Source organism: Pseudomonas sp. B10 (assembly GCF_900156235.1).
Lineage (GTDB): Bacteria > Pseudomonadota > Gammaproteobacteria > Pseudomonadales > Pseudomonadaceae > Aquipseudomonas > Aquipseudomonas siliginis.
In genome coordinates this window covers 5,793,370-5,819,944 of sequence record NZ_LT707063.1, presented here as the reverse complement: position 1 = coordinate 5,819,944, position 26,575 = coordinate 5,793,370, and the positions used below count along the sequence as shown (strand labels likewise).

At 58.4% G+C, this 26,575-nt stretch carries 21 protein-coding genes; 13 read left to right on the top strand and 8 right to left on the bottom strand.

Annotated elements, in window-relative coordinates; all coding sequences use genetic code 11:
- Positions 1 to 117: 117 nt before the first annotated feature.
- The 6 genes from tssI to BXA01_RS26470 all read left to right on the top strand — a co-directional run bounded on the left by tssI (position 118) and on the right by BXA01_RS26470 (position 9,241).
- Entirely contained in the window at positions 118 to 2,166 is a 2,049-nt protein-coding gene (gene tssI / locus BXA01_RS26495) for a type VI secretion system Vgr family protein (RefSeq protein WP_076567449.1), read from the top strand.
- Positions 2,167 to 3,039 (top strand): DUF4123 domain-containing protein, encoded by an 873-nt coding sequence (locus BXA01_RS26490; RefSeq protein WP_076567448.1) that lies wholly within the window; start codon positions 2,167 to 2,169, stop codon positions 3,037 to 3,039.
- Positions 3,036 to 6,455: a toxin VasX gene (locus BXA01_RS26485; protein WP_076567445.1), complete on the top strand. Its 3,420-nt coding sequence runs from the start codon at positions 3,036 to 3,038 to the stop codon at positions 6,453 to 6,455. Before BXA01_RS26490 ends, BXA01_RS26485 begins: the two co-directional genes overlap by 4 nt.
- Positions 6,456 to 6,630: 175 nt before the next feature.
- Complete coding sequence (locus BXA01_RS26480) at positions 6,631 to 7,641, top strand: DUF6708 domain-containing protein (protein ID WP_231990999.1); 1,011 nt, start codon at positions 6,631 to 6,633, stop codon at positions 7,639 to 7,641.
- 118 nt (positions 7,642 to 7,759) lie between these two features.
- Complete coding sequence (locus tag BXA01_RS26475; RefSeq protein ID WP_076567442.1) at positions 7,760 to 8,257, top strand: hypothetical protein; 498 nt, start codon at positions 7,760 to 7,762, stop codon at positions 8,255 to 8,257.
- Positions 8,258 to 8,413: 156 nt separating this feature from the next.
- Positions 8,414 to 9,241 (top strand): glycosyltransferase family 2 protein, encoded by an 828-nt coding sequence (locus BXA01_RS26470; RefSeq protein WP_076567440.1) that lies wholly within the window; start codon positions 8,414 to 8,416, stop codon positions 9,239 to 9,241.
- A 323-nt stretch (positions 9,242 to 9,564) separates the two neighbouring features.
- On the opposite strand, the gene BXA01_RS26465 is transcribed toward BXA01_RS26470, so the two are convergent.
- The 6 genes from BXA01_RS26465 to BXA01_RS26440 all read right to left on the bottom strand — a co-directional run bounded on the left by BXA01_RS26465 (position 9,565) and on the right by BXA01_RS26440 (position 15,512).
- Positions 9,565 to 10,149 carry a hypothetical protein gene (locus tag BXA01_RS26465; protein ID WP_076567437.1) on the bottom strand — a complete coding sequence of 195 codons (585 nt, stop codon included), beginning with the start codon at positions 10,147 to 10,149 and terminating at the stop codon, positions 9,565 to 9,567.
- An 86-nt stretch (positions 10,150 to 10,235) separates the two neighbouring features.
- Positions 10,236 to 10,436 carry a hypothetical protein gene (locus BXA01_RS26460; protein WP_041478610.1) on the bottom strand — a complete coding sequence of 67 codons (201 nt, stop codon included), beginning with the start codon at positions 10,434 to 10,436 and terminating at the stop codon, positions 10,236 to 10,238.
- An 11-nt stretch (positions 10,437 to 10,447) separates the two neighbouring features.
- Positions 10,448 to 10,690 carry a hypothetical protein gene (locus BXA01_RS26455; RefSeq protein ID WP_076567434.1) on the bottom strand — a complete coding sequence of 81 codons (243 nt, stop codon included), beginning with the start codon at positions 10,688 to 10,690 and terminating at the stop codon, positions 10,448 to 10,450.
- A gap of 643 nt (positions 10,691 to 11,333) precedes the next feature.
- Positions 11,334 to 12,401: a lipocalin-like domain-containing protein gene (locus BXA01_RS26450; RefSeq protein WP_076567433.1), complete on the bottom strand. Its 1,068-nt coding sequence runs from the start codon at positions 12,399 to 12,401 to the stop codon at positions 11,334 to 11,336.
- Positions 12,391 to 14,859, bottom strand: coding sequence for an ABC transporter permease (locus tag BXA01_RS26445; RefSeq protein ID WP_442961857.1), 2,469 nt, complete (start codon positions 14,857 to 14,859; stop codon positions 12,391 to 12,393). Before BXA01_RS26445 ends, BXA01_RS26450 begins: the two co-directional genes overlap by 11 nt.
- Positions 14,859 to 15,512, bottom strand: coding sequence for an ABC transporter ATP-binding protein (locus BXA01_RS26440; protein WP_076567429.1), 654 nt, complete (start codon positions 15,510 to 15,512; stop codon positions 14,859 to 14,861). The genes BXA01_RS26445 and BXA01_RS26440 overlap by 1 nt, the downstream gene beginning before the upstream one ends.
- Positions 15,513 to 15,651: 139 nt before the next feature.
- Here BXA01_RS26440 and BXA01_RS26435 point away from each other — a divergent pair, with 139 nt between their 5' ends.
- Complete coding sequence (locus tag BXA01_RS26435; RefSeq protein WP_076567427.1) at positions 15,652 to 17,625, top strand: alkyl/aryl-sulfatase; 1,974 nt, start codon at positions 15,652 to 15,654, stop codon at positions 17,623 to 17,625.
- Positions 17,626 to 17,637: 12 nt separating this feature from the next.
- Here the strand turns inward: BXA01_RS26435 and BXA01_RS26430 are convergent, their stop codons facing one another.
- Positions 17,638 to 18,486 (bottom strand): helix-turn-helix domain-containing protein, encoded by an 849-nt coding sequence (locus BXA01_RS26430; RefSeq protein ID WP_076567425.1) that lies wholly within the window; start codon positions 18,484 to 18,486, stop codon positions 17,638 to 17,640.
- 97 nt (positions 18,487 to 18,583) lie between these two features.
- Here BXA01_RS26430 and BXA01_RS26425 point away from each other — a divergent pair, with 97 nt between their 5' ends.
- Both BXA01_RS26425 and BXA01_RS26420 read left to right on the top strand, forming a co-directional pair.
- On the top strand, positions 18,584 to 19,528 hold the full coding sequence (locus tag BXA01_RS26425) for a LysR family transcriptional regulator (RefSeq protein WP_076567423.1): 945 nt from the start codon (positions 18,584 to 18,586) through the stop codon (positions 19,526 to 19,528).
- Positions 19,525 to 20,544: an AraC family transcriptional regulator gene (locus BXA01_RS26420; protein ID WP_076567421.1), complete on the top strand. Its 1,020-nt coding sequence runs from the start codon at positions 19,525 to 19,527 to the stop codon at positions 20,542 to 20,544. Before BXA01_RS26425 ends, BXA01_RS26420 begins: the two co-directional genes overlap by 4 nt.
- 140 nt (positions 20,545 to 20,684) lie before the next feature.
- On the opposite strand, the gene BXA01_RS26415 is transcribed toward BXA01_RS26420, so the two are convergent.
- Complete coding sequence (locus BXA01_RS26415; RefSeq protein ID WP_076567419.1) at positions 20,685 to 22,382, bottom strand: sulfatase-like hydrolase/transferase; 1,698 nt, start codon at positions 22,380 to 22,382, stop codon at positions 20,685 to 20,687.
- Positions 22,383 to 22,771: 389 nt separating this feature from the next.
- Here BXA01_RS26415 and BXA01_RS26410 point away from each other — a divergent pair, with 389 nt between their 5' ends.
- The 4 genes from BXA01_RS26410 to BXA01_RS26395 are packed head-to-tail and all read left to right on the top strand — an operon-like array spanning position 22,772 to position 26,563.
- Complete coding sequence (locus BXA01_RS26410) at positions 22,772 to 24,124, top strand: UDP-glucose dehydrogenase family protein (RefSeq protein WP_071171772.1); 1,353 nt, start codon at positions 22,772 to 22,774, stop codon at positions 24,122 to 24,124.
- Positions 24,121 to 25,155 (top strand): NAD-dependent epimerase, encoded by a 1,035-nt coding sequence (locus BXA01_RS26405; RefSeq protein WP_076567416.1) that lies wholly within the window; start codon positions 24,121 to 24,123, stop codon positions 25,153 to 25,155. The genes BXA01_RS26410 and BXA01_RS26405 overlap by 4 nt, the downstream gene beginning before the upstream one ends.
- A gap of 14 nt (positions 25,156 to 25,169) precedes the next feature.
- The gene (locus tag BXA01_RS26400) at positions 25,170 to 25,916 is read left to right on the top strand and encodes a sugar transferase (RefSeq protein WP_016774101.1); all 747 of its coding nucleotides are present in this window, start codon (positions 25,170 to 25,172) and stop codon (positions 25,914 to 25,916) included.
- The gene (locus BXA01_RS26395) at positions 25,916 to 26,563 is read left to right on the top strand and encodes a CpsD/CapB family tyrosine-protein kinase (RefSeq protein WP_024012451.1); all 648 of its coding nucleotides are present in this window, start codon (positions 25,916 to 25,918) and stop codon (positions 26,561 to 26,563) included. Before BXA01_RS26400 ends, BXA01_RS26395 begins: the two co-directional genes overlap by 1 nt.
- Positions 26,564 to 26,575: the final 12 nt, after the last annotated feature.

Below are 26,575 nucleotides of genomic sequence, written 5' to 3'. Positions count from 1 at the left end.
ACGCATCGGCCAGCTCTGCTGGTCGATGTTGTTTACGCCCCTCCAGAATTTCGCGTACGTTGAGCCGCTTTTTTGCGGCCGTCGACGAGCGCCGCTGTACAGCACGAGGAACAAGGGATGTTCGCGCCGGCCAATGAAACCCACTTTGCCCTGACCATCGAAGGGCTTTCCGCCGACTTTCAGGTGTTTACCCTCACCGGCCGGGAAGCCATCAGCCAGCCTTTTGTTTTCGAGGTGGAGCTGGTCAGTGAGCAGCCGTCGCTGGACCTCGAAACCCTGCTGCACAAACCGGCCTTTCTGCAGCTGTCGCCCGATGGCAGCGGCATTCATGGCCAGATCTACCGCGCCGCGCAAGGCGATTCCGGCAAGCGCTTGACCCGATATTCGGTGACGCTGCGCCCGCAACTGGCGTATCTGGCGCACCGCATCAACCAGCGCATCTTCCAGAACCTCAGCGTGCCGAAGATCATCGGTCAGGTGCTGGAAGATCACGGCATTCAAGGCAACGCCTACGAATTCAAGACCGGCTCGATCTATCCCGAGCGCATCTACTGCGTGCAATACGACGAGTCGGATCTGCACTTCATCCAGCGCCTGTGCGAGGAAGAAGGCATTCACTTCCACTTCCAGCACAGCGCCAACGTGCACAAGCTCGTTTTCGGCGACGACCAGACGGTGTTCCCGAAACTGGCCCCTGTGCCTTATCAGCAAGACTCGGGCATGGTCGCCAGCAACCCGGTGATCAAGCGCTTCGACCTGCGCCTGGAAACCCGCACCAGCCGCACCACCCGCCGCGACTACGACTTCGAAAAACCGCGCCTGACCCTGGAAAGCGAAAACCGTGGCGACGCCCTGCCCGACCTCGAAGACTACGATTACCCGGGCCGCTTCATCGACCGCGAGCGCGGCAAACATTTGGCCAAACGCGCCCTCGAACGCCATCGCAGCGACTTCCAGCTCGCCGAAGGTAAGAGTGATCAGCCACTGCTGGTCAGCGGCCACTTTCTCGCTCTGACCGAACACCCGAAAGCCAAGTGGAACGACCTGTGGCTGCTCACTGAAGTCCTGCATGAAGGCAAGCAACCGCAAGTGCTTGAGGAGTCGGTGACCAGCGACACTACGGCATTGAAAGACGATTTCCACCAGGGCTACCGCAACCGCTTCCAGGCCACGCCGTGGGACGTGCCCAATCGCCCGCCGCTACGCCATCCGAAACCGCGCATCCTCGGCAGCCAGAGCGCAGTAGTCACCGGCCCGAAAGGCGAAGAAATCCACTGCGATGAATACGGCCGGGTCAAAGTCCAGTTTCACTGGGATCGCGAGGGTCAGGCCGACGACAAGACCAGCTGCTGGCTGCGCGTCTCCAGCGCCTGGGCCGGCGCCCAGTACGGCGGCATCGCCATCCCGCGCATCGGCATGGAAGTGCTGGTGACCTTCCTTGAAGGCGACCCCGATCAACCGCTGATCAGCGGCTGCCTGTACCACAAAGAAAACACCGTCCCATATCCACTGCCGGCGAACAAGACCCGCAGCACCTTCAAGACCCTGAGCTCGATGGGCGGCGGTGGTTACAACGAACTGCGCATCGAAGACAAGAAAGGTCAGGAACAGATCTATCTGCACGCCCAGCGCGACTGGGACGAGAACATCGAGCACGACCAGAAAATCCGCGTCGGCAACGAACGCCACGACACCGTCGAAAAAAACAGCTACACCGAGTTCAAAGCCGAAGAACACCACACCGTCTACGCCGACCGCAAAGTCGAAACCCGCGCCAACGACCACCTCACCGTCGGTGTGAATCAGCACATCAAAATCGGCACCGGCCAGTTCATCGACGCCGGCCAGGAAATCCACCTGAGCAGCGGCATGAAAGTGGTGATGGAAGCTGGTGCGGCACTGACCCTGGTCGGCGGCGGCAGCTTTATCAAGATCGACGCCGGCGGCGTGACCCTGAGCGGGCCGGTGATCAATATGAATTCCGGTGGCAGCCCGGGCAGTGGGACCGGTGCTGCGCCGTTGATGCCGGGGCCGTTGAAGCAAGCTGATACGGATAAAGCCGGGCAGTTGCTGGTGCCAGCGCAGCGGCAGGCGTTGATGCAGAAGAAGCCGATTTGTGCGGTGTGCGAAGCCGCCAAACAGGCTGCGCAAAGGGAGCTACAGTAAATGATCGAGCTACCGCCACTTCCGATTGATCTGCCATGGGAAACCCCAGCTTATTTGCTGCTGGATGGCGTCAGTGTTCCAAATCTCGCGCGGCAATTGTTTCAGTGGGATAACCAGGCCTACAACCTGTATCAGTCCACTCGCTGGCAGGAGTTGTCAGATATTTCGCCCTACCTGATCGAGCTTAAAGGTGCCAGCGATCCGCTCTTGGCGTACTTCAGAGAACATGCGGCTGAGGAGTGGGGTTATCTGCTGTTCAGCGACGCAGATGCGCATTCGTTGTGGGGCCATTGGCGTCACTTGCTGAGCGTGAAGCACCCGAGTGGCATAGAGGTCATGCCCCGTATTGCCGACCCTGCGGTCATGCACCAGCTGTTTGCATTGGCAGAAAAAAAGGGCAGCGCGAAATGGTTCGGACCGGTCAGACATCTCTGCCTGCCGGACGGAGTTGGCATCCACTGGCATCAACACATTTGCCCCCGACCCGCTATAGCCGAACCCGAGACCTATCGTTTGACGGATGAAGAACTCACTGCGTTGGGCGAAGTAGAATTTCGTAACTTCATATCTGATCTAAATGAGCATTTGCATACGTACTTTGCGGACTTCATGGCGACTTTTGCATCTGAAGATCGTCGGCCCTATGCGCAAGCACTCGCGGATGATGCCTATCAAAAGGGTTTCGCTTCTGAACAGGAAATCACCCTCTATGCGAACATTTTCGGTTATCTCGCTGGTGAGCCGGTCACTAATCATCCCGACATCGTTCAGCTACTCGCGCAATCGACGTCTGAAGCACCACTGAAACGCGTTGAGCGCGCTGCAGAACTGGCCGAACGCCGTGCCGCCGATCGACAAGGAAGCCAATCGTGACGACTCAACAACCGCCTGAACCCAGCGCCAACACCGCCGCAATGGCCAAGCCGGCGAAAGACACCCGAGTGCCGATGGGTGTGTGCCCGTTGATGAACAAGAAGGTGCAACTGCTGCCTCTGCGCTATGGCCTGGTCCAACATCTCGATCCAGCTGCCGAGGTGTCCATGCCGTACAAAACCAAAAGCCAGCCGCTGGGCATTCGTTTGCTGCGCGATGGGTATCTGTACATCATCAATGGCACCACCGGTTACTTGCACGAATACCGGATCGAGAAAGGCCAGATCACCAAGCTGCTGTGGAACAGTCAGGAAGTATCGGCCGACACTCGGACCAGTTCAGTCGGGGAACCGCATCTGATTTTCACTCGATCTCACACGCTTTACGCCAGTTATTCCGAGATTCAGTGGACAGCTTTTAAATGCTCGCAAGTGCTCAACTCCAAGGATGAGCGCAAACGCTTGATGCAGCAGCTCGAGTTGACAAGCGCCTGCCCGGAAAAGGGTGGCGAGCATTTGCTGAGTAAGCAGCAGGCGGAGAGCTGGCTGGCCGAGGTCAAGGAGGATCAGTCTCGATCCGATGCCAAACCAGAGGGTTCGAATCAGCAGGAAAGCGTGGCTTATCACTGGGAGGATCAGCCACTCTTCAAGCAAACCACCATTGAAAGTCTGACCAGTAACGTGCAAGGCCCGTACAAGAACGACTACCTGTTTCTGGTGCTACGAGACGACATTGGCGTGATGCGTGATCTGGCCAGTGCGCAGTTGAAAGTGGCTGACTGGATTGAACAATGGAGTGCTGATGAACGATGCCAGGCTCAATACCTTACTGGCTCTTACATACAGTCGCTCTACGACGTCAACGGGCCTCGACTTGACGCTCTGAGCAAAACAGACCCTGATATCAAGTCGTTGAAAGATGACACCAACGAAGAGCAGCAGAACAAGATTTATGAGTATCTGAAGGTTCGCCGGGATAACAGAGATCCGGGGATCTATGGAGACGAAGCGCACTGGCGAAAAATGGCTGAAAAGGATCCTTATGCCCGTGCTTATATGGACATGACGGATTCGCTGGGCAATCCGTTATACCGTAAACATCAAGACACCTTGAATAAACTGAGCCTGCAAAGCTGGTACGCATTGCATGGCAAGGAGCTCGGTCAGCGTGGCGTCGATGACTTGGTTAACCGACCGGAGATGGAGGCATTTCTCCTCAAACAGCAAATACTGCTGAGTCACTGGCACGGACGGTTGAAGAACATTCGTGATGATCGCCTGACGATGTTTACCAGTGGCTACTTCCACGGAGCCGCCTGGTACTACGATTTCAAGCTCGATGCGCAAATCAAGCATCGCCTGGAGACTGAATTCGTCTGTGTCGCCGCCATGTGTGCTGACCCGAAGGCCGTCGCGAAACTTGCGGCTTACATGGAAGCCAATCTGCTGACCGTCGTACCTGGGCTGGACACGCTGACTCTGGCCGCACAAGTCGACGTAGCAAAAAAACTCGCGGACTTGAGCAGTTTCTCGATCAACGTGATCTCCGCCAAGGAAAACCTGGCCAACGTCAACGTCCTGACCAATCAGTTCCACAGTCTGATGACCGAGCGCCTGCCCAACTACGCCAAACTGAACACTCAGTTCATGGGCATGCAAAGCTTGCTGGACGAGGCCTATAACCCTGCTCGACAGATGAAAATTGCCGATCAGTTGGACAAAGCTCACGTAACCTTCGCGCGTGCACAGACCGTCGATCCCAACAGCTACATTCGCGAAATCGGAGCGCCTGCGCGTTTACAGTTACTGCGAGAGTTTTCCCGGCAAGGGCTGACATTGCGTGCAGCGTCTGCCGCCGAAATCAACGCCTTCAACCTTGCCCGAGATCAGGCGTTGGACCTGCGCGGCCAGTTGAAGGAAACCTACAAGCTGCGCAATCGCGAATTGTCCCGGCAAACCACCGGCTCCGCCATGCCGGGCAGTGAAACGCAGTACAACCAACGGATTGCCCAAATCAAAAATTCGCTGTTACCTTTGGAACAGAGGCTCTGCGATGCGTTGACTGTAGGCGGAGACAGCCCGGCAAAAATCGGCACGGTGATCGAAGGTCTGGATCCGCAATTGCGGGCAGAGATGGGCCGGACCGTACGAGACTTCCGGGCTACAGGGACGTTCAATAAGCCGCTCGCAGGGGTCATGAGGTCGAAGGGGGATGGGATCGCGTTTGCGTTGTTTGTGATTCAGGGGCAGAGGTTTATTGAAGCGATAAGTTCAATGAGTAAAAAAGATGTTCCGTCGCTATCTGACTGGTGGAACCTATTTGAGTCACTCGTAGGTTTTTCGGCTGCTGGTTTTGCTACGGTACAAGGCTTGGCGGTAACAATATTTCAAGCTCATTTATCGGAAATGGTTAGTGCTACAGGCAAGGTCAATACCCTTAGCCGCTTGGGCCGATGGACGGGCGTCGCCGGTGTAGGCGCTTTCAGTTTCGGCGCGATTTCCGCCTCTATTGACTTGGGCAAGCACTCCATTCAATGGGGCAAGGCCTTGGCTAAAGGCGATTACAAAGAATTAGGAGCTACAACCCTCCAAATCAGTGGTGACTCAATACTAGTAGGTACAAATACATGGGCTGCCACACGTACAAGTTCAATCGTTGTTAACATTATGAAAAGCCCGACTGAACTGCGTGCTTTAGCTTGGGCAGAGGCGAGTCCAAGAATTATGGCGATTGGCGCACGCGCCAACTTGATTGGTCTGATCGCGACTGCTTTGCAACTGGTGGGCGAGGGTTTATACAACTATTTTAATCTGGACGACTTGCAAAAATGGATGGAGACCAGCGTCTGGGGGAACAAAACTAAGAATCGCAGCATGCAGGACGAATGGAACGAACTGGCAAAGGTCGTGCAAAAACCTACTTGTGAAATGATTCGTGATGCCAAGCAGACCTATCTGAAGCTTATAATTCCAGGCGTTAGCACGCAGGAAATGGATACTCGAAAATTGCAATTGAAAGCGTACCAGCAATATCGCGATGTTCCAAAGAAAGGGGGTTACGCGCCCGGCCCATTTCCCTTGAGATGGCGGGAGTGCACGACAACTTGGATTAGTCGATTAGTCGTAGCCAGTAAAGGCAGCGAAGCGTTGACAATTCATTTGCCGATCAGTGACTCATTGCAGACCACAGATTTTTCCTTGGCATTGACCATCGCTTATCAATTGGAAGCTGAACGTGACGTAATGCACGAAACCTGCTTTGTGCTCCGTGACCTGCATATTATTAGCTCACCTTATAGGCGCGATCCAACGCGCGGTGTCTTTAAGCTTGATTCTGCTGACTCGTTGCCGATTGGCATAAGTAAATCCCAATTCATATTGTTCAAAAAAGAAGATTTGGGGACCATCGATGCTTAAAAGCCTTTTCAAGCGCGGCGCTAAATTCACTACTTCTGAAGCCGCAGCGGACATCCGTAGCGAGAGGCCAAGGGCTGGAGAAGTCCGCGTCCGTGGAATGAATGAAACTTTGTTTCTATCGCCATTACCGGTCTATACAGGACAAACTCAATCCTCTCGCCGGAATTTTTCAGGGATGAACGAAGTATTCCTGGAACTCGGTGGAAGTAATTGGGGAATGGTTGAACAAGGAAAAATACTTGCCGCTGGAATTTGGATGGCATTGACGACAGCATTCATTGCTCCGGTGCTTATCTGTGCTTGGCTCGCACTTTTCAGCCCTCACGGAATAGATCGAAGGTTCGTCGACCTAATTGGTGACTCGTTACTGGTTTTTGCTAGTGGCTCTCTACTGTTTATTCTCCCTCTTGGTGCGTACTTATACGGAATGCTCTCCGGCGTCTTTAAAGCAGCAAAAACCTACCCCGTCCGCTTCAACCGCCAACGCCGCGAAGTCTGCTACGTCGACAGCAAAACCCGCCACGTCCTCATCGTACCTTGGGAAAGCGTCGTCGCTTGGGTCTCCAACACTCAGGGCGTCACCAGTTATGGCGCTACTCGCCAGTACACGTTCGGCATGGGTCTGGAGGATGAGGAGCAGGACAAAGTGCAATTCCTCCTGCTATCACAACCCAGCGATGCACATGCTTTAGGGATGTGGACTTCAATTCGTAATTACATGGAAGACGGTCAGTTGGTAGATGCTCCAAACCCGATGCTCAAGGCACTGGGTTTGACTCCATCCGGTGATCGGCTCAAACCGTACGAAGGCCTACACACTTTTGAAATCGAACGCGAAGACGCACGCGCGATGGGGTCGCTGGACGAGGGTGGCGACGAACTGACGCCCGAGCAGCGCGAGCATTACGGTTACTCGAAAAAATCCCATTGGCCACTGCGCCGCTGGTACATGTGGCGCGTGCTGAGCTTCTGGAAGATGCCTTACATGCTAGCCGAATGGGCGCATCGCAAAGGGCGGCCTACCCTTCCGGAGCAAGTGCAGACATGGTCTGAGGCGTTGCCACCAGAGCAATGGGCCAAGCCCACCGCTGCATTGGTGAAAGCCAATCAAATGGTCAAGACTGCCATGGACAAAAAAGGCGCCACGTTCGTCGAAGCGTGCAAAGCGGCGGGTTTGCATGGATGAAATGTGAGCAACCAAGGTCGTCTATTTCTTTGAATTTTTAACATCTGTTAAAACGTAAAGCCGATTTGTTTCGGTTTATCCGACACCATAAGTCGGAAATCTCGAGTCTGAAAAGCCAATGAATACCCGTCAGATAACGCTTGCCAATCGATGGACCGCAACCTTTCAAAACAACGGCGAGTTTCGCATGGGCGTCGAGGGCTGGAGCTTGCTTCTACAGGGTCCGGATAACCAGACGATCAAATACTTCGCAGATCAGATTGTTCTGGCGAACGACTGGGACGGCAACCAAGCCAACACCTGCATCCTGCTCTCGGTCGATGGTGTTTACGGCTATTTGCGTACGGCCATAGACGGCGGCTGGGTAATCGATTTTGCGCGAGAGATGATTGCCCCTCATCTAGTAACGATTCGCCACCATCACGACGCTTACGACGAAAGCCTTTCAGTATACGAACAGCCGGCCTTCAAACGTGCGCGCCAGTACGTCAGTGTTGTCGGAAAACACATCTACCTGACTTTTCCGCTAACCAGAGATGAGGATTTTCCCAAGGTATGGGACGAATACCTGGCAATCCGCAAGCGCCAACTGGATGAGCTTTACTTCGGAACCTGACAATCGCATGGAGAGGTCTGGTAGTCATCTCCAACCGTATAAGTCGTCATATTCCCGCAGGTCCAACCCTCCCAAATTAAGCTTCACCTAAGCTTCCCCCGCTAGCATCCCGGCTCATCAACCTGTCGTCTTGAGCCGTGGATGAGTCCCTCCGACATGAAAGCCTTTGATCTGCCTACCCTGCCGCATCCCAACTTCAGTCTCGTTCTGGTCAATTACAAGACCCCGGACATTACCCGCATGTGTCTGGAGCTGTTGCGCGAGCATGTTCAGGCGCAGGGCATTCCAGTGTGGGTGGTGGATAACGATTCGGCGGATGCCAGCCTCGATTATTTGCGTTCGCTGGACTGGATCAATCTGATCGAGCGGCCGTCGCCCGGTAAGGAAATGGGGCATATTGCCCATGGCAAGGCGCTGGATCTGGCCTTGGCGAAAGTTGAGACCGATTATTTGTTTCTGCTGCACACCGATACCTTTGTCTACGACATGGAAGTGTTCGCGATGATGATGCGCGAATGCACGAAAAGTGCGGACATGGTGGCGGTCGGTTGTGTTGAGCAACTTGATCGTGGGTTACTGCGTGATACCTGGCGGTTAACTTCGCGGTTCTGCAAACATCATGTTCGTCGGCTAAAAGTTCATTTCCGCCTGCGTTCGAAACCACCACGCCCGTATAAAGAAACGCATCTGAAAAGTTTCTGTACGCTGTGGAATGCGCGTTTGATGAAGTCGCTCGGGCTGCACTTCTGCATGGATGAGGAGGTGCCTGGTTACACGCTTCAGGATCGAATGGTCGGGTTGGGCTATGGCGTCAGGTTCCTCTCGCCGCGGAAGATTTTCCGCTATCTGGATCACATCCAGGCCGGCACCGTCGCGGCGGCAGGCACGTATGGCAAGGATCATCGCCGTACAAAAATGTACCAGCAGACACTCAAGCGCTTGCAGGGGCAGCATGGCAAAACCGGTATGCAAGCTTCGACTTGATCGAAAACAATAAAAAAGGGCGACTGCAAAGTCGCCCTTTTTGTTTGCAGATTCTGTATACAACTTTCGTCAGTAGTGGAGTTCGCCCAGTGTTACGGCCTGGCAATCCTTGCACCGGTAAAGAGCCCTGACACTGGGCGAACGCCGAGGATTTTAATTCAAACAAGTGGACCTGTCGTCATGGGCAAACATGAAATTTTTGCACTGAAAAGTTAAAAACTGTGTTTTACCGATTTATCCCGGGAATTGTCTTACAAAAAACTTTATATGATTGCTCTCATACATAAAGTTGTACAAGAGCAATAAACTTGTAGAGTTAATACTCAACTATCGTGCTGACTGGTCACTTTCAGGATATCGGTGTAAGTGACAATAACGCTCTGCCCTACTTTCAGATCTTTCAACTTGGCCTGAATCTCCGGCTTCTTCACATCGAGCGTCTTCGATTGTCCGGACGGATCTTGGAGGGTGACCTGATTGGTCTTCAAATCGATTTTGCTGATTTTCAGCTGCACCTGAACCTGACGATAGGCCTCGCCGCCCGGGTTATCGCTGCCCGGAGCCTTGCGCAGTTCGCCAGTGCGCTCGGTGGTGCCTGGCAGACCTTTATCTACATCGGTGTCGAGATAAGCGGCGACAGACCGCTGCACTTCGATCTTCACCAGGTCCCCCACCTTGAGATTGGCGAGGTTTTTCGCTTTGTCGCTGAGCTGAACGTGGGCCTGACGTCCCTCAGGGCCTTCCAGCACGACTTGGTGATTGGCCGGGTCGACGGCGAGCACTTTGGTGGTAACGGAATCGGCCTCAACGACGGCGGATAACGGAATGTCGGCAGCCAGAGCGCCGAAACTCGTGACAGAAAGCAGCGTTGCGAGGGTAATGGCCTTGGCCAGAGCGTCGAGCTTCATATGCATTACTTTCCCTGTGATGAAATGGCGACGCCCGCCACCGAAACGACTTCAGCAGCAGGCGTGCCAGTGAGCATAGACGCTGTTCAGGGCTTGACTTGGGTTTGTGGCCCTCGGGTGTGTGGCTTGGCAGTCTCCTGGGCGGTGGATTCGCCACTCGGGGTGCCTTTGCCGCTGTCCTGTCGCTGCTTGGGATCAGTCGGGCGCAAGGCATCATTGTCGCGCTCGGTTTCACCGGCCGGGCGTGGTTCGTCCGGGTTGTCGTTCTGGTTGTTGGTGGTATTCATGGCAGGAGTCCTCAGGCTTCGGGATCGTCGAGTTCGCGGGCGACGTTGACCTCGGGTGACTGCTTGTGCAGATCATCGGCTTTGGCGCGCATCAACTGCCATTGCTCAAGATCGATTGCGCCTTGGCCGAGCAGGTCATCGGCGATGCGCTGCAGATCGAAATAGTGAGCGTCGGGCGATTGCTGCCAAAGCGTCTGATCGTCGAACAGGCGTTGCCAGGTGTTGAGGTCCGGGAGTTGCACGTCGTCGCTCATGGGTGAGTCCGAAAATGGCGGGTTTCTGGGTAGAGCGTATTGGCGAAGGGAGAGTTCCGAGCGGTTTGATTAGTGGTGACCTTGCTGACGCCATCGCTGGCAAGCCAGCTCCCACAGGGATTGGGATTAAGCTGTAATTCATCGGTGTTTTTGAGATAGCTATCGCGAGCAGGCTCACTCCTACAAGAGCAAGAGCAAAAGCAAAAGATCGCAGCCTTCGGCAGCTCCTACAGTCCCACGTTCACCTATAGGCGGAGTGTCAGCTCGCCTGCTCTTGATCTTGATCTTGATCCACCGGCGACGTCGGAAGGCTGAGTGGAGGGATTGATCCGGGCGTGGGAGCGCAGCGACCGTCTGGCGAAGCCAGACACAGCGGAAGGAGGTGCAGCGAAGCAAACCGTAGCCGCTGCGCCCGGATCGATCCCGCAGCGAAGGAACCCGAGCCTGCGAGGGCCGAACGTAGGAGCTAGCGTTTTTTGCTTACTTTTTTGGCGCTTGTAAAAAAGTAAGTCGCCGTAAGGGCGAAACCCTAAGCAGCCGTTACCGCAGCAACGGATATGTACCCGGTCAAGCAGAACAAATCATCGCTCGACAAAAAGCCTTCGCGAGCAAGCTCGCTCCCACAGGGAAACTGCACCTACCGTTAATACCCGGTCATTTCCAGATAGCCTTGGCCAGGATGGCTACCATCAATCTTCACCGGCCCTTCCCAGTACGGGATACGCAAATTCATCCACGCATTACGGTTGATCGCGTCAACGCTGATATCGAGTTTCTTGTCTGGAATGCGGATCGACCATTTCACCGGCATCGGTCGATCAGCAACCTTAGCCGTATCCTGCGGCACGAGGCTGATCTGCTCGCTGCGCAATGTCTGAATCTGCCCGTCAGCGGCGATCCAGGTGCCGGTCAGATAAGGCGCGCCGTCCTTCTGCCGCATGCGGTAAAGCATCACATGTTCGCCGCTGTCCAGATGCAGCGAGAACCAGTCCCAGCCAGTCTGATTGGCGGTGAGTGGCTGACTGCTCCACTCGCGATCGAGCCACGCCGGGCCGCTGACGGTGTAGGTCTGGCCGTCGATCTGCAGCGTGCCGCTGGCCTGGAAAAATGGCTGGCTGTAGTAATACGACGCCTGGCCTTCTTCGGATTTTTGGCTGAAACCGTTGTCGCCCTGCAGCACCAGCGGTCGGCTGGAGGTGAGGCGCAGTTGATAAGCGAAATTCTTGTCACGAGCACTGAGTTGCATATCGCTCAACGGATCCTGCGCCTGGCTGGCAAACATCCAGTCGTCGATCCACGCCTCGAACGGCGCCAAGCGCACACCAGCCTGGCCTACTCCGCCCCGGGCGTAGCGCTCGGCGGCATGATGCACCGCGCGCGAAGTGACTGCCGCATGGCCCAGCCAGATCGTTTGGTTGCCCCAACCGGCCTGCTCGGCGACGGGTTTCAGGCCGCTGCGAAACAGCGTCCATTGCACGCCGAAGTCATTGCCCTGCTGATCCTTGAGGTTGGCGGTGACGTACCACCACTCAATGCGAAAACCATCATGCGCGCCATGATCGGCGGGGAAGCTGAATACCCGACCGGGCACCACCGGGGTGAAGGATTGCGCCTGATCGCCCATGCCGGCAAAACCCTTTTCCTCGGGTGCGGACTGATCGCAGCCACTCAGCAACAACACCAGCATCAGCACGACGCTGTTAATCCTCATGGGCAAACGTCCTCAGCAAGTCCGCCGGTTGTGTGCGGTACAGCGAATACAGCGGCCATGCCGAAGCCAACAGAGTCGCCAGCAAGGCCAGGCCCATCAGTTGCAGCAACTGCAACGGGAACACCCGCAGCGGCAAGTGCCAGCCGAACGCCTGCACGTTGATCACCGCATCGAGGCACCACGCCAAAGCAATGCCCAGCGGCAGCGCCAACAGCAACGTCAATACAGCGAGCAGCCAGGTCTGGCCGAGGTTGAGCAGCATCAATTGTTTGCGCGTCACGCCCAGCGCCCACAGCGGTGCGAGCTGACTGAGGCGACTCTGGCTCTGGGTCAGCAGACTGATGAACAGCGCCACGCCAGCCACGGCCAAGGTCAGGCTGTTCAACGCCGCCGTCGCGGCAAAGGTGCGTTCGAAGACCTGCACCGACCAGCCCTTGAGCCGCGCCTGATCGACGATGCGGTTGTCATCCAGCGCAAAGCGCGCCTGCAAGGCGTTGAGCAGCGCCGGAATCTGCGCTGGGTCGATACGCAAATTGAAGCGGTTCGGCGTGAGTTGCGGCCAGCCGCGCAGCAGGTGCTCACTGCTGATCAGCACGTGACCCTTCGGATTGCCGTAGTCGGCGTAGATGCCGACGATGCGCGGCGACCATGTGCCGTTCGGCGTGGGAACGTTCAGATGCTCGCCCGGCTTCACTTTCAGGCGTCGCGCCAGTTGTTCGCTGAGCATCACCGCATCATCCGTGGCCAGTTTGCCCCACGGATCGCTGCCACTGCTGTCGAGCAACGGCCAATGCTGGCGATAGTAGGAGTGGTCGATGATGCCGTAGACATCGGCCGGCCAGCCTTGCAGCGTCACCGAAACCTGCCAGTTGGGCAGCACAGCGGTCACGTTGGGCTGCTGCCTGAGCCAACTGTGCATCTCGCGGGCCTGCGCCGGATTGGCCGGGTTGATGTACAACTCGGCGCTCAGGCGTTGTTCGAGCCAGTCGTTGAAGGTCTGGCGAAAACCGGCGGTCATGCTGCCGGCGCCGATGTTGGCGGCGAGCGCCAACAGCAGCGCCATCAGCGCCAGACTCAGGGCTGGCAATTGCTGGCGGCAGTCGGCGAGAAACCATTGGCCGAGCACCGACCGACTGCGCCCGAGCAACGGGTTCAACAACGCGCTGAGCAACACCGGCAAGGCCAGCGCGGCACCGAGCAACAGCCCGGCCATCAGCACAAAACCGCTGCTCAGGCTGTCGCCCCAGATCAGCGCCGCCAGCGCAATTGTCAGCAGCGCTGTCGCCAGCCAACCCTGTCGGCGCAACCAGCGCGAATACTGTTGATGCCACGCCTGCGGATCGGCCACCGCCAGCAACGGCAGGCGCGCCGCCCGCAGCAGACTGTTGGCCCCGGCCAGCAACGCGCCGAGCAGACTCAGACCGATGCCGCTGAACCACCACCAGGGACTCAAACGCAACTGCCCCGCTACTTCCGCGCCATACAACCCGCGCAGGCTGGCGGCGACGTCCGGCAGCAGCACGCTGGCCAGCCAATAGCCGCTGATCACACCGAATAATCCGCCGATCAGCGCCAGCACACCCAGTTCAACCACCAGACATGCGATCAGCATTCGTGCACTGACGCCACAGGCGCGCAAGGTGCGCAGCAAGCCTCGGCGCTGTTCCAGAGCGAGGCCGATGGCGGCGTGGACGATGAACAGGCCGACCAGAAATGACAAAAATCCAAGGGCATCGAGATTGAGGTGAAAGCTCTCGGTCAGCCGCGCGAGATTGTTTTCTTCGCCGCTGCTTTTGAGCTGCAAGCGATCGGTGAAACTGGCCGGTAAGTCTTGATGAAAGTCCTTGGGTAGCAGCAGTCGCGACAATTGCTCGGGTTGTTCGAGCAGGCGCTGCGCTACGCCGATGTCGACCAGTAAGAGGCCGGGCGCCATGTCCTTCTGCGCGAGCAGTGGCGGCAGGGTTTGGCCGTTTACGCTTTGCGGTGTATCACCTTCGCGCAAGCCGAGCATTTGCAGGGTGTCCGGAGAAATCCAGGTGCTGCCCGGCGGGCTGAAAAAATCGACGATGCGCTCGATCGGCATCGCCTGCCCGGCTACTGCGGAATCCGACGGCAGCGACACCGGCTCAATGCCCATCACTTGAATGCGTTGATCTTCCTGGCCCTTGAGCGTCAGCCGGCCCTGCAACACCGGCGACACCGGCCAGCCCTGACGGCGCAATTCGATAAACCAGCGCTGGGGAAACAGTGCCCCATTTGGCGTGCTGAGGCTGGCTTGCGGTTCGCCGCCGATCATCTGGCTGGCCCGCGCGTAGCTGTCGCGCGCCTGACTATTCAGCGCCTCGACGCCAGTGAGCAGACTAGTGGCCAACCACAGCCCGGTCAGCACACTGAAAAACTGCACGGGATGGCGCCGCCAGTGGCTGAGCAGCGCGCGCAGGGTTTGCCGCCAGATCATCAGGCGACCCGCCCGTTCGACAACACCACACGCTGGGCCAATCGCGCCGCGACGCGCTGACTGTGGGTGACCATCAGCAGGGTCGTCGGCGTGTCATCGAGCAATTCCAGCAACAGCCGCAGCACTTCATCGCTGGTCGCTTCATCGAGGCTGCCGGTGGGTTCATCGGCCAACAGCAATTTCGGCTGCGAGGCCAATGCGCGGCCCAATGCGACTCGTTGCTGCTGACCGCCGGAGAGTTGCTCGGGATAACGCGAGAGCAGATTGCCCAGACCCAGACGCTGCACCAGATGCGCTTGCCAGCGCGGCTCATGGCGCCCGGCCAGGCGCGCCTGAAAGGCCAGATTGTCTTCCACGCGCAAACTGCCGATCAGGTTGAACTGCTGAAACACCAGACCGATTTCCGTGCGTCGCCAGTTGGCCAGTTGCGCTTCGCTCATGGCTTCCAGACGATGTTCGCCGCTGCGAATACTGCCGCTGTCGACCTTGTCCAGCCCCGCCACCAGATGCAGCAGCGTGCTTTTGCCACTGCCCGATTCGCCCATCAGCGCCAGGCTGCCACCGGCCTCCAGCGTCAGGTCGACGCCTTGCAGCACCGGCAACAATCCCTGTGGCGTGGCATAGCTTTTGAAAACGTCGCGAACCTCAAGCATGGGCAAACCCGATCAGTGAACCTGGGCCTAGGATAGCGGCCCTGAATGGTTTTTGTCCGCTGATGATCATCGTCAACCTAGCGCCGCGCCTTAAGCTGCTGGCTGTTCGGCCATAACGATAATAAAACCGGAGACACCCATGCCCCGTTTCAACCTGAGCCCGCGCGGCCTGCTGACCTGCCTGATCACCGCTTGCCTGAGCCAACCGTTGCTCGCTGCTGACGGTCCGGTGGCGCCGAGCGTGCAAACCGCTGCAAGCAACGCTGCCGTGCTGCAAACCCTGCCTTTCAGCGACCGCACCGATTTCGAATCCGTCAGCAAAGGCTGGATCGCACCGTTCAAGGGCCAGATCAAGGATGCCGCCGGCAAAGTCATCTGGAACGTCAATGCCTATGATTTCCTCGCCAAAGACAAGGCGCCGGAATCGGTCAATCCGAGCCTGTGGCGGCTGGCCCAGCTCAATGCCCACGCCGGTCTGTTCGAGGTCAGCCCCAAGCTGTATCAGGTGCGTGGCCTCGACCTGGCCAACATGACCATCATCGAAGGTGACGACGGGCTGATCATCATCGATCCGCTGACCATGGCCGAAACCGCCAGGACGGCGCTGGATCTGTACTACGCCCATCGCCCGCGCAAACCGGTCGTCGCGGTGATCTACAGCCACACCCATGTCGATCATTTCGGCGGCGTGCGCGGGGTGATCGACGAGGCCGATGTCAAGTCCGGCAAGGTCAAGGTCTACGCGCCGGTCGGCTTCATGGAACACGTGATGAGCGAGAACGTCATGGCCGGCAACGCCATGAGCCGCCGCGCGCAGTACCAGTTCGGCAGCCTGTTGCCGCGCAGTGAAAACGGCCAGGTCGACGCTGGCCTCGGCAAAAGCGCGCCCAGCGGTGGCACGGTCACACTGATCGCGCCTACCGATCTGATTGCCGAGCCGTTGGAAACCCGCACCATCGCTGGCCTGCAAGTCGAATTCCAGCTGACCCCGGGCACCGAAGCGCCAGCGGAAATGAACCTTTATCTACCGCAGCTGAAAGCCTTGTGCATGGCCGAAAACGCCACGCAGATGATGCACAACATCCTCACCCCGCGCGGTGCGCAAGTGCGTGATGCCAAAGCCTGGTCGCAATACCTCGACGACAGCCTCATGCGCTACGGTGACAAGGCCGACGTGCTGTTCGCCCAACACAACTGGCCGACCTGGGGTGGCGAGCGCATTCGTACTTTGCTCGCCGATCAGCGCGACATGTACGCGTTCATCAACGACCGCACCCTGCACTTGCTCAACCAGGGCCTGACGCCGCTGGAAATTGCCGAAGCAATCAAAAAACTGCCCGGCTCGCTCGATCAGAAGTGGTACACCCGTGGTTATTACGGCTCGCTGAGTTTCAATACGCGCGCGGTGTATCAGCGTTACATGGGTTTCTACGACGGCAACCCGGCCAACCTCAACCCGCTGCCGCCGGTCGATGCGGCTAAACGCTCGGTCGAGGCCATGGGCGGTGCCGCGTCGGTGCTGGAAAAAATGCGCAGTGCGATGGCCAGCGCTGACTACCGATGGGCCGCGCAGTTGGGCAACCAGTTGCTGTTCGCCGATCCGGACAACGCGGATGCCCGCAACGCTCAAGCCGAGATGCTGGAGCAGTTGGGTTATCAAAGCGAGAACGCCACCTGGCGCAACATGTACCTGACCGGTGCGATGGAACTGCGCAACGGCGTACCACCGCAGTCTGCCAATACCGTATCGGTGGACATGGTCCGGGCGATGAGTCCGGAAATGTTCTTCGACTACCTCGCGGTACGCCTGGACAGCGACAAAGCCGTGGCCCATGACCTGACGCTGAACTGGACGTTCGACGATGTGCAAAAGGATTTCACCCTGACCTTGCGCAACGGCGTGCTGACTCACCGCGCCGGTCTGAATCCGGCGGCGGATGCGAGGGTCAGCCTGAGCCGCGATACGCTGGAGAAGATCAGCCTGAAGCAATTGGACTTCCCGACAGCGATGCAAAAAGGACTGGTGAAGTTGCAGGGCAATGGTCAGAAATTCGGATTATTGATGGGCAGCCTGGATACGTTCGGGCCGCAGTTCAATATCGTCACGCCTTAGGCCAAACGCCCCTCATGCCTGACCGGGATTCAATCTGAACTGCTTCGGCGTAATCCCGAACTGTTTGCGAAACGCGCGGATAAAATTGCTCGGCTGGCGATAACCCAGCCGCTCAGCTATCCGTTCGATCGGTTGATCACCCGCCGTCAGCCAGTTCCGCGCCATTGTCAGATTGTCCTCACGCGCAGGTGCGCGAGTTTCAGCGTGCCAGTGACGCAGCATGCTCTGATGCAGAAACGGGTTGGCGCCCAGCAAGGCCTGATCGAGCCTGGAGCGCGGCAAGATCAGGCACAGATGCTCGCCCTGCTCCACCGCGATACCCACTCCACGCAGCCAGCCACCGGCCATTTGCGCCGGGCGCAGGCTGACACTCACAAACGAATCTCCAGGCGCCCCGCCCAATCGACGGGCAATGTTGCGCACCAGCGTTATCACTGCCGCATCCAGAGCGAAATGATGCAACTGCCCCTGCTGCGAACGCAGGCGCAAATGAGCGAAATCGCCCGCCTCGACCAGTTCCACCGCAACGTAATTGATCACCCTTGGCAAGCAGTCGATGAAGCACTTCAGACTGGCCCGCAAGGTCGCGGACGAGTCGAGCAGAATATTCAGTCCTTGCAGGCAATCGGTCGCCATCCCGTCGGCCAGTTCACAGCCAAACGTCGGCGCTACCCCGGCCCATTCACACTCACGCCACAACCGTTCAAGCGCTTGTGCGGCGATCAATTGAGGCTGCCCGGCGAGCACAGACGGGCAGATCCCGACGCGCGCCATCAAGCGTTGCGGGCACAGTCCGGACTGGCGAGCATGCGCGAGAATCGTGCGGGTAAACGCACTGGAGGCGAACAGAGACTGAGACATGAAGGCGTGCCATCGAAGAACAGGCGTGTACTTATGCCAGCGGACGTGCTATCGATCCAATGCATTAAAAGTATTAACAAAATGCAGGAGACGCATGATGGATCTTCGCCAGCTTCGCCATTTGGTCGCCCTCGCTGATTACCGCAACTTCGGTCGCGCCGCCGAGGCGATCAACCTCAGCCAACCGGCGTTCAGCCGCAGCATCCAGACTCTGGAACGGGATCTCGGCTGCGAACTGGTCGAGCGCAGCAGCCGTGAGTTTCGCCTGACCGGGCAAGGCGAACTGGTGCTGCAGCACGCGCGGCGCCTGCTCGCTGGCAGTCAGGCATTGCACAACGAATTGACTCAATACAACGGCCTCACCGGCGGCGAACTGCAATTCGGTTGCGGCCCGTATCCGGCGCAAGTGCTGGTGCCGGAAGCGCTGGCCGATTTCATTCAGGCGCATCCGGCAATTCGTACGCGCTTTCATCAGGGCGACTGGCAGCAATTGTCGCTGTGGTTGCGCGAGCAGCAGATCGAGTTTTTCGTCGCCGATGCGCGGCACTTCGTCAGCGATCCGCAGTATGAGGTGCACCTGCTGCGCACGCGGCCGGGACGGTTTTTCTGTCGCGCCGGCCATCCGCTTGCCGCGCAACGAGACCTGCGCTTGCGCGCCCTGCTCGATTACCCGATCGTCGGCACGCGCATTCCACCGATGATCCGCAAGGTGCTCGCCGATATCCTCGGTGAGCAGGACTTCACCCCGAGCGTCGAGTGCGCACAATTTGACGCGATCCAGCGCGTAGTGCTGCGTTCAGACGCGGTGGGGCTCGCCACGCTTGAGGCCTTGCGTGAACAACTTGATCGAGGCCTGATCGAGCTGCTCGACTTTGTCGACGTCCCCCATGACGAGCCTGCGCTGCAACTGGGTTACGGCATCGTCAGCCGCGCCGGCTTTACCCTGACGCCAGCAGCGCGGGCGATGATCGAGGCGATCCTCAGCGTCGATCAGCGTTTGCTGGCGGCTAACGGAGCGACGGGAGACGCGCGCACAACATGAGCAAAATCGATCCGCAACCCGTCAACGCTTTTTACGCGCCGACCCTGCTGCCGGCCATTGAAGAATTGCTCGCGCGCGGCGTTACCCAAGGCGCAATCGAAGCGCAGCTGCGCCGCAGCCTGTTCGATCTGCGCACGCCGTTCACGCGCATGCCGCTGCTGATGTCGCGGCGCTTCTGGGCGTTTGCCGTGGAACAGAGCGGGGATCCACTGATCGGTCTGGCGGCGGGTGAACGCTTCGTTTCGACGGCCACCAATGGACTGACCTATCTGTTCGATGTCGCCGTGTCGCTGGAACGTGCCTGTGAGTTTTTCGCCGAGTACTTCGCGTTTTTCAACGGACATTTCCGTGTGCAAATCCTGCGTGAAGATGGCGGCGTAACACTGCGTCTGGTCGAAGCCGGCAGTCTTGGTCCTCCGGCGGCGCTGACCGACTACCTACTCGTCAGCCTGTGCAGCCTGGTGCGACGCAAATTGCTCGCCAGCGGCGTGAATCGTGATCCGGTGCTGGGTGTGGCGCTGGTGTCGGCCAGCCGCGAGGAACATGAATCGGCATTGCGCACCCCGGTGAGCGCAGAGCAATCATGCGCGGCGATTTATCTGGATCCGCAGCTGTTCGTGATGCCGTTGACACCGGGCAATCCGGCATTGGAAACAACGCTTGTCGATCTGCTGGAGCAGACCCGACGTCTCAGTGAATCGACCTTGCTCGGACAGCTCAGCGATTATCTGATCGAAGATCTGGCTTCAGCGGATTGGCAGCAGTTCTGTGCTACACAGCATGTGCTTGAGCGCACGGCGGCAAGGCGTTTGAAGGCGTTGAGCTGGACTTTCAGCGAACTGCTTGATGAGCATCGGCGCTATCGGGCCGAGGACCTGTTGCAGTCCGGGGCGCTGGAACTGGTCGAAGTGGCGGATCGGTTGGGTTACAGCGATGTGCAGGGATTCAACCGGGCTTTCGCGCGTTGGCTGGGGTGCGCGCCTGGGGAGTATCGGGCGCGGTGGCTGAAGCTTTGAATTGGCTGGTGTCAGTGCTGGCCCCATCGCTGGCAAGCCAGCTCCCACAGAGGCCAGTGCTGACACAGGATTTGTGAACAACCTCGAACCCTGTGGGAGCTGGCTTGCCAGCGAAGAGGCCCGCCCGAGCAATCAAAAACTCACTGCCCCGAAGCCACACTCGCCGGCGCCCGCTCAGGCGTCACGATGCTGCCCAGATCGATATGCTTCCACTCAGGCTTGGCCCCCAATCGCGCATTGAAGCGGTAGTTGAAAGTGAACTCATCCGCCGTCGGCACGCTCAGCGGTTTGCCATACACCGCTTCGATCGCGGCCAAGTCGTAGCCCATCACCTGCAACAGTGTCGGAAAGATGTTGTAGTGGCTGGAGCGGTCCTTGTTTGCCGGCAGATTCGCCGCCCAGTCCGGCGTCCTGAGGCCACTACCCTGAATCACCACCAGCGGCACCAGCCCCTCCTCTTCCACCGGGTCGCCGCCGCAGTGGGTATTCAAGCCCGGATTGCCGCGCTCATGCAGATCCTGGCCATGATCGGAGGTGTAGATCAGCAGCGCATTGTCCAGATTGGCTTGGGCGAAAACCCGGGCGAAGAACTCGCCGACGTTCCACAACAGCGTGTTCTTGTAGGCGTTGCGATACAGCACCCAGTCGTCCGGCTGGCCGTTGAAACCGGGGCGTTCACCAGTGTCGGCGACTTCGGTGAACTGCCCGCGCGGCAGCGTCGGCCGGTAGGCCATGAACGCGTCCGGGTATTTGTCATGCACCGGAAAATGCGCGCCGACCTTGTTGATCACAATCAGCTCGGGGCGATTGTCGTTGAGCAGTTCGATCAGCTTCGCCGCTGCCGCCATGTCGCGGTCGCGCACGCTGGTCTGGTCGAATTGCACGAAACTGTCGATGTCGTTTTTCTCGGCGGCGGTCATCAGGTTCTGCAGGTTGCCGGCCGTGCGCTGGGCGTCGATGTAGACCGTGCCGAGCCCGGCCTTCTTCGCGTACTGCCAGATCGACGGCAACGTGCTGTTGATGCGCCTGTAATCGGCGCGGGTGCCGCCGTAGCGCAAGGTGACGTTGGTGTCGGCGCTGCAGTTGGCAATGGACGCGGCATAACCGAAGTTGAAGACATCGACCCCGGCCGGCGCTTGCTTGAGGTTGCTGTGCACGCCGAACGGCGCGTTGATGTCGAGATAATTTCCGGAAATGCTTTCGTCGATGATCAGCACGATATCGTGGCTGACGGCAGGCGTGGCGCGCGCAAGCGTCACCGCTTCACGGGGGCCGACGGTGTCATGCAGCGCTTCGTAGGCAAACAGGTTCAGGTAGGCCAGCGGCGTGTACATGATCGGCAACCCACGTGCGCCCTCACCCGCTCGTAGAAACAGCAATCCGCTGAGCATCAATACGCCGACGAGGGGCGCCGCGACTCGCAACGTGTTGGGAAAGAACAGCGCATGACGCGGTTTGAGTCCGATGCCGAACAACAGCAGCAAGCCACTGAGCAGCGCGCGCAGGATCGCGTCGCGGTACTGATACGCGGCTTCCTGAATGAAGCCGCCGGAGTACACCAGCGAGACAAAATCGCTGTACCTCAGGTAATCCGCGGTGACCCGCGTGTAAACATCAAAAAAAACCGCTGCGGCAAACATCGTTAATGCGAATGCATGTCGAACGAGAGCCTGACGTATATAGGCAGTTAGATATAACGCGAAAGTAAGCGCCAAAAACATCGCGCCAAAAACAAGTACATTCAAACCCCACCCGATAGCATTTAACCGATCCAGGTAATAGTCGGAAAAGAGCAACAGATAGGCAACTAAGAGCAGTTCCTTGGCGTATTTGAACATAGCGATACCGGCCGTCCGAAATGGGAAGTTGTCAAAGCTTTGTCGGTCAGAACCTGACACTAGCACCCGGCCATCAAAGCGCAAGAAATGACTGATAGCCGGGTAAAGCGTCAAAAAAACGGTGACTCAAATCTGACACACCTGCGGGGATTAAAGCCTTTAATTTCGGGGACTTAGACCGTCTGTCGGTTAAATGGAATCTGAACAAATCTGCAAAGAAACAACAAATTCAATCGCAGCAATGACTTGATGGCCAATCGCCAAAAACGCCTCAAGTGTTATACCCGTGCAACATGTCATTTTGCTGACACGCTTTTCAAACCCTGCGCTATACCCCTTTAACAATCTCATTCCGTAGTTAACTTTTCTGGTTTTATTGAGGTGCGCAGATGGACGTGAGCGTATTTGGCACTGGCTATGTCGGACTTATACAAGCCGCTGCACTTGCCGATGTCGGCCATCGGGTTTTATGCATTGATATTGATCCGAACAAGATCAAACAATTGCAACAAGCGGTACCGCCTATCAGTGAGCCAGGCCTGTCCGCAACACTTGAAGAAAACATCAAGGCCGGGCGCTTGTTGTTCAGCACTCAGGCCAGTGATGCGGTGACTCACGCCGAGCTGATTTTCATCGCCGTCGGCACCCCGGCGGACGAAGACGGCTCAGCCGACCTCAGCCATGTACTCAACGTCGCCCGGCAGATCGCCGGTCTGATGGAGGCCGATCGTACGCTGATCATCAAATCCACGGTGCCGGTCGGGACTGCCGATCAAGTCCTGGCCACGGCCAACAGCGAATTGCTTTTGCGCGGCAAAACCGAGCTGCAGGTGCGCGTGGTTTCCAATCCGGAATTTCTCAAGGAAGGCAGCGCCCTCGCCGACTGCATGCGCCCGGACCGGATCATCATCGGCACCCGCGACGACGCTGCCCGCGAGCAGATGAGCGAGCTCTACGCGCCGTTCTGCCGCAACCACGAAAAACTGATGTTCATGGACAACCGCAGCGCCGAGCTGACCAAGTACGCGGCCAACGCGATGCTCGCCACCCGCATCAGTTTCATGAACGAACTGGCCAATCTCACCGAACTGCTCGGCGCCGACATCGAAGCGGTGCGTAAAGGCATCGGCTCCGACCCGCGCATCGGCTACCACTTCATTTATCCGGGCTGCGGCTTCGGTGGCTCGTGCTTTCCCAAGGATCTGCGTGCCCTGCTGCACACCGCCGAACACAACGGCATGCCGTTGAAACTGCTGCGCAGCGTCACCGACGTCAATGACAGCCAACGGCACATCCTGTTCAGCAAATTGCGCGCGCAGTTTCCGCAAGGCCTGGCCGGCAAATCCATCGCCGTCTGGGGCCTGGCGTTCAAACCGAACACCGACGACATGCGCGAAGCCCCCAGCCGTTACCTGATGGACGCGTTGTGGGCCGAAGGCGCCAGCGTGCAGGCTTATGATCCGGAAGCCATGTCCGAGTGCCGGCGCATCTACGGTTATCGCAACGACCTGCACTTGTGCGCGACCCGCGACGACACCCTTGAAGACGCCGACGCGCTGGTGATCTGCACCGAGTGGAAAAACTTCCGCGTAGTCGATTTCGAACTGCTCGCCGAGAAGCTGCGTTCGAAGGTGATCATCGACGGGCGCAACCTGTACAACCCGGAACAGGTTGCCGCCGCCGGCCTGCATTACAGCGGCATCGGCCTGCGCCACATCGCCCCTGAAGGGCTACGCCCATGAAAATTCTGGTGACCGGTGCCGCCGGTTTTATTGGTGCCCATTGCGTCCTGCGCTTGCTGCGCGACGGGCATTCGGTGGTCGGCCTGGACAATTTCAATCACTACTACGACCCGCAGCTCAAGCACGATCGCGTGCAGTGGGTGCGCGAGCAGGTCGGCGATTTTCCGCTGGCGACGGTGGATCTGGCCCACGCTTCAGCGATCGACGCGTTGTTTGCCCGCGAGCAGCCACAAGTGGTGATCCATCTGGCCGCGCAGGCCGGGGTGCGTTATTCGCTGGACAATCCACGGGCGTATCTGGACAGCAACCTCAACGGTTTCCTGAACATTCTCGAGAGCTGCCGCCACCACCCGGTCGAACACCTGATCTACGCCTCGTCGAGTTCGGTGTACGGCGCCAATCAACACACGCCTTACTCGGTCAAGGATGGCGTCAACCATCCGCTGTCGCTGTACGCCGCGACCAAAAAAGCCAATGAACTGATGGCGCACAGCTACAGCCATCTGTTCGGCATTCCCTGCACCGGCCTGCGCTTTTTCACCGTGTACGGGCCTTGGGGGCGGCCGGACATGTCGCCGATCCAGTTCGCCCGGGCGATCAGCGAAGGCGAGCCGCTGAAGCTGTTCAATTACGGCGAGCACCAGCGCGATTTCACCTACATCGACGACATCATCGAAAGCATCGCCCGCCTCATCGATCAGCCACCACAAGCCAATCCGCAGTGGGATCGCGAGCAGCCCGACCCGGCCAGCAGCATGGCGCCGTGGCGCCTGTTCAACATCGGCGGGCAGCAGCCGGTTGCGCTGAAAACCTACCTCGCGCTGATGGAAAAACATCTCGATCAGCAAGCCATTGTCGAGCTGCTGCCACTGCAACCGGGCGACGTGCTCAACACCTGCGCCGAGGCCAGCGATCTGGCCCAGGCCACCGGATTCCAGCCCCGGATAGAACTGGATGAAGGACTGGGCCGCTTCATCGCCTGGTTCCGCGACTACTACCCCACTGCCCGTGCGCCGCTTGCGGCTGATTGAATGCGGAGGACGCCATGACTGGACATGAAAGAAGTGTGTCGATTGCACAGATGCGCCCTGACAAGCGCGTCGACCCGGAACATCGCATGCGCCTCGACGCAGCGATCCACCGTCAGGGTCGCGGCTGGCTCAGCGGCCGCGATGGTGGCCGCCCATGGCAGCTGTCGCGGACCAACCGGGTGGTCGCCTGCCTCGGCGCGCTGACGATTCTCGTGCTGATCTCGCCAGTGCTGCTGGGCCTGGCCCTGGCCATCAAGCTCACCAGCCCGGGGCCGGTGCTGTTCGTGCAGAAACGCACCGGTTATCGCGGGCGCAAGTTCGGCATGTTCAAGTTCCGCACCATGGTCAGCAACGCCGAAGAACTCAAAGAGTCGCTGCGCCACCTGAACAAGCACGGGGCAGACGCCATCGACTTCAAGATCGACAAAGACCCGCGCGTCACCGGCATCGGCAGTTTTCTGCGGCGCACCAGCCTCGACGAGCTGCCCAATCTGATCAACGTAGTGACCGGCGACATGCGCCTGGTCGGCCCTCGTCCGACCTCGTTCAACGCCTACCGCTACAAGGACAATCACCTCGCGCGTCTGGCGATCTACCCCGGCATGACCGGTCTGTGGCAGATCTCCGGACGCAGCAACATCGACTTCGACCAGCGCGTTGAGTTGGACCTCAGCTACATCGCCGAGCAGAGCCTTCTGCTTGATCTGAAGATTCTGTTGAAAACCCCCTTCAAAGTATTCAGCGGCCACGGAGCAAGCTAATGGACGGTTCAACCAATAAAAGCCTGAGCATCGCCAGCCCCAGCGAATCGAATCTGACTTCGACCGTGCTGGATCTCGATCTGCGCATTCTGTTCCTGACCGCCGCCAACCCCGGCGCCGGCACCACCACCAGCGCGCTGGCACTGGCCAGTCAGCTGGCGCAGATGAGCAGCGGCCAGGTGCTGCTGGTCGATGCCAGCCAGTCGGCGAACAACCTCACCCAGCAGATGAACCTCGGCAAGGAGCGCGGCCTGCGCGACCTGCTGTTCAACCCGGGCAACCCGCCGCTGTTGCAGGACTGCGTGGTGCAGGTGTCGAGCCTGCCCTTCCATGTGCTGCCCAACGGCCGGCCGATCCGCACGCTGGAACACCTGACCGCCGAGCGCCTGAGCCCGTTGCTCGACCAGTTGGGCAGCCAGTACCGCTTTGTGGTGATCGACGGCGACGCGGTGTATTCCGCCGCCGACACCCTGGTCATCAGCACTCAGGTCGACGGCGTGGTGTTTGTCGTACGCGCCGAAGACACCCGCTGGGAAGTCGCCCAGGCCGCTGTGCAACGCCTGACTCAGGCCGGGGCGAAAGTGGTCGGCAGCGTGTTCAACCGGCGTAAGTACTACATGCCCAAATGGCTTTACAAAAACCTGTAAGCGAACGCAAAG

Coding starts and splice junctions, on each gene's coding strand:
- tssI (WP_076567449.1), top strand. CDS start 118: ATGTTCGCGCCGGCCAATGAAACCCACTTTGCCCTGACCATCGAAGGG.
- BXA01_RS26490 (WP_076567448.1), top strand. CDS start 2,167: ATGATCGAGCTACCGCCACTTCCGATTGATCTGCCATGGGAAACCCCA.
- BXA01_RS26480 (WP_231990999.1), top strand. CDS start 6,631: ATGAACGAAGTATTCCTGGAACTCGGTGGAAGTAATTGGGGAATGGTT.
- BXA01_RS26475 (WP_076567442.1), top strand. CDS start 7,760: ATGAATACCCGTCAGATAACGCTTGCCAATCGATGGACCGCAACCTTT.
- BXA01_RS26470 (WP_076567440.1), top strand. CDS start 8,414: ATGAAAGCCTTTGATCTGCCTACCCTGCCGCATCCCAACTTCAGTCTC.
- BXA01_RS26465 (WP_076567437.1), bottom strand. CDS start 10,149: ATGAAGCTCGACGCTCTGGCCAAGGCCATTACCCTCGCAACGCTGCTT.
- BXA01_RS26460 (WP_041478610.1), bottom strand. CDS start 10,436: ATGAATACCACCAACAACCAGAACGACAACCCGGACGAACCACGCCCG.
- BXA01_RS26455 (WP_076567434.1), bottom strand. CDS start 10,690: ATGAGCGACGACGTGCAACTCCCGGACCTCAACACCTGGCAACGCCTG.
- BXA01_RS26450 (WP_076567433.1), bottom strand. CDS start 12,401: ATGAGGATTAACAGCGTCGTGCTGATGCTGGTGTTGTTGCTGAGTGGC.
- BXA01_RS26445 (WP_442961857.1), bottom strand. CDS start 14,859: ATGATCTGGCGGCAAACCCTGCGCGCGCTGCTCAGCCACTGGCGGCGC.
- BXA01_RS26440 (WP_076567429.1), bottom strand. CDS start 15,512: ATGCTTGAGGTTCGCGACGTTTTCAAAAGCTATGCCACGCCACAGGGA.
- BXA01_RS26435 (WP_076567427.1), top strand. CDS start 15,652: ATGCCCCGTTTCAACCTGAGCCCGCGCGGCCTGCTGACCTGCCTGATC.
- BXA01_RS26430 (WP_076567425.1), bottom strand. CDS start 18,486: ATGTCTCAGTCTCTGTTCGCCTCCAGTGCGTTTACCCGCACGATTCTC.
- BXA01_RS26425 (WP_076567423.1), top strand. CDS start 18,584: ATGGATCTTCGCCAGCTTCGCCATTTGGTCGCCCTCGCTGATTACCGC.
- BXA01_RS26420 (WP_076567421.1), top strand. CDS start 19,525: ATGAGCAAAATCGATCCGCAACCCGTCAACGCTTTTTACGCGCCGACC.
- BXA01_RS26415 (WP_076567419.1), bottom strand. CDS start 22,382: ATGTTCAAATACGCCAAGGAACTGCTCTTAGTTGCCTATCTGTTGCTC.
- BXA01_RS26410 (WP_071171772.1), top strand. CDS start 22,772: ATGGACGTGAGCGTATTTGGCACTGGCTATGTCGGACTTATACAAGCC.
- BXA01_RS26405 (WP_076567416.1), top strand. CDS start 24,121: ATGAAAATTCTGGTGACCGGTGCCGCCGGTTTTATTGGTGCCCATTGC.
- BXA01_RS26400 (WP_016774101.1), top strand. CDS start 25,170: ATGACTGGACATGAAAGAAGTGTGTCGATTGCACAGATGCGCCCTGAC.
- BXA01_RS26395 (WP_024012451.1), top strand. CDS start 25,916: ATGGACGGTTCAACCAATAAAAGCCTGAGCATCGCCAGCCCCAGCGAA.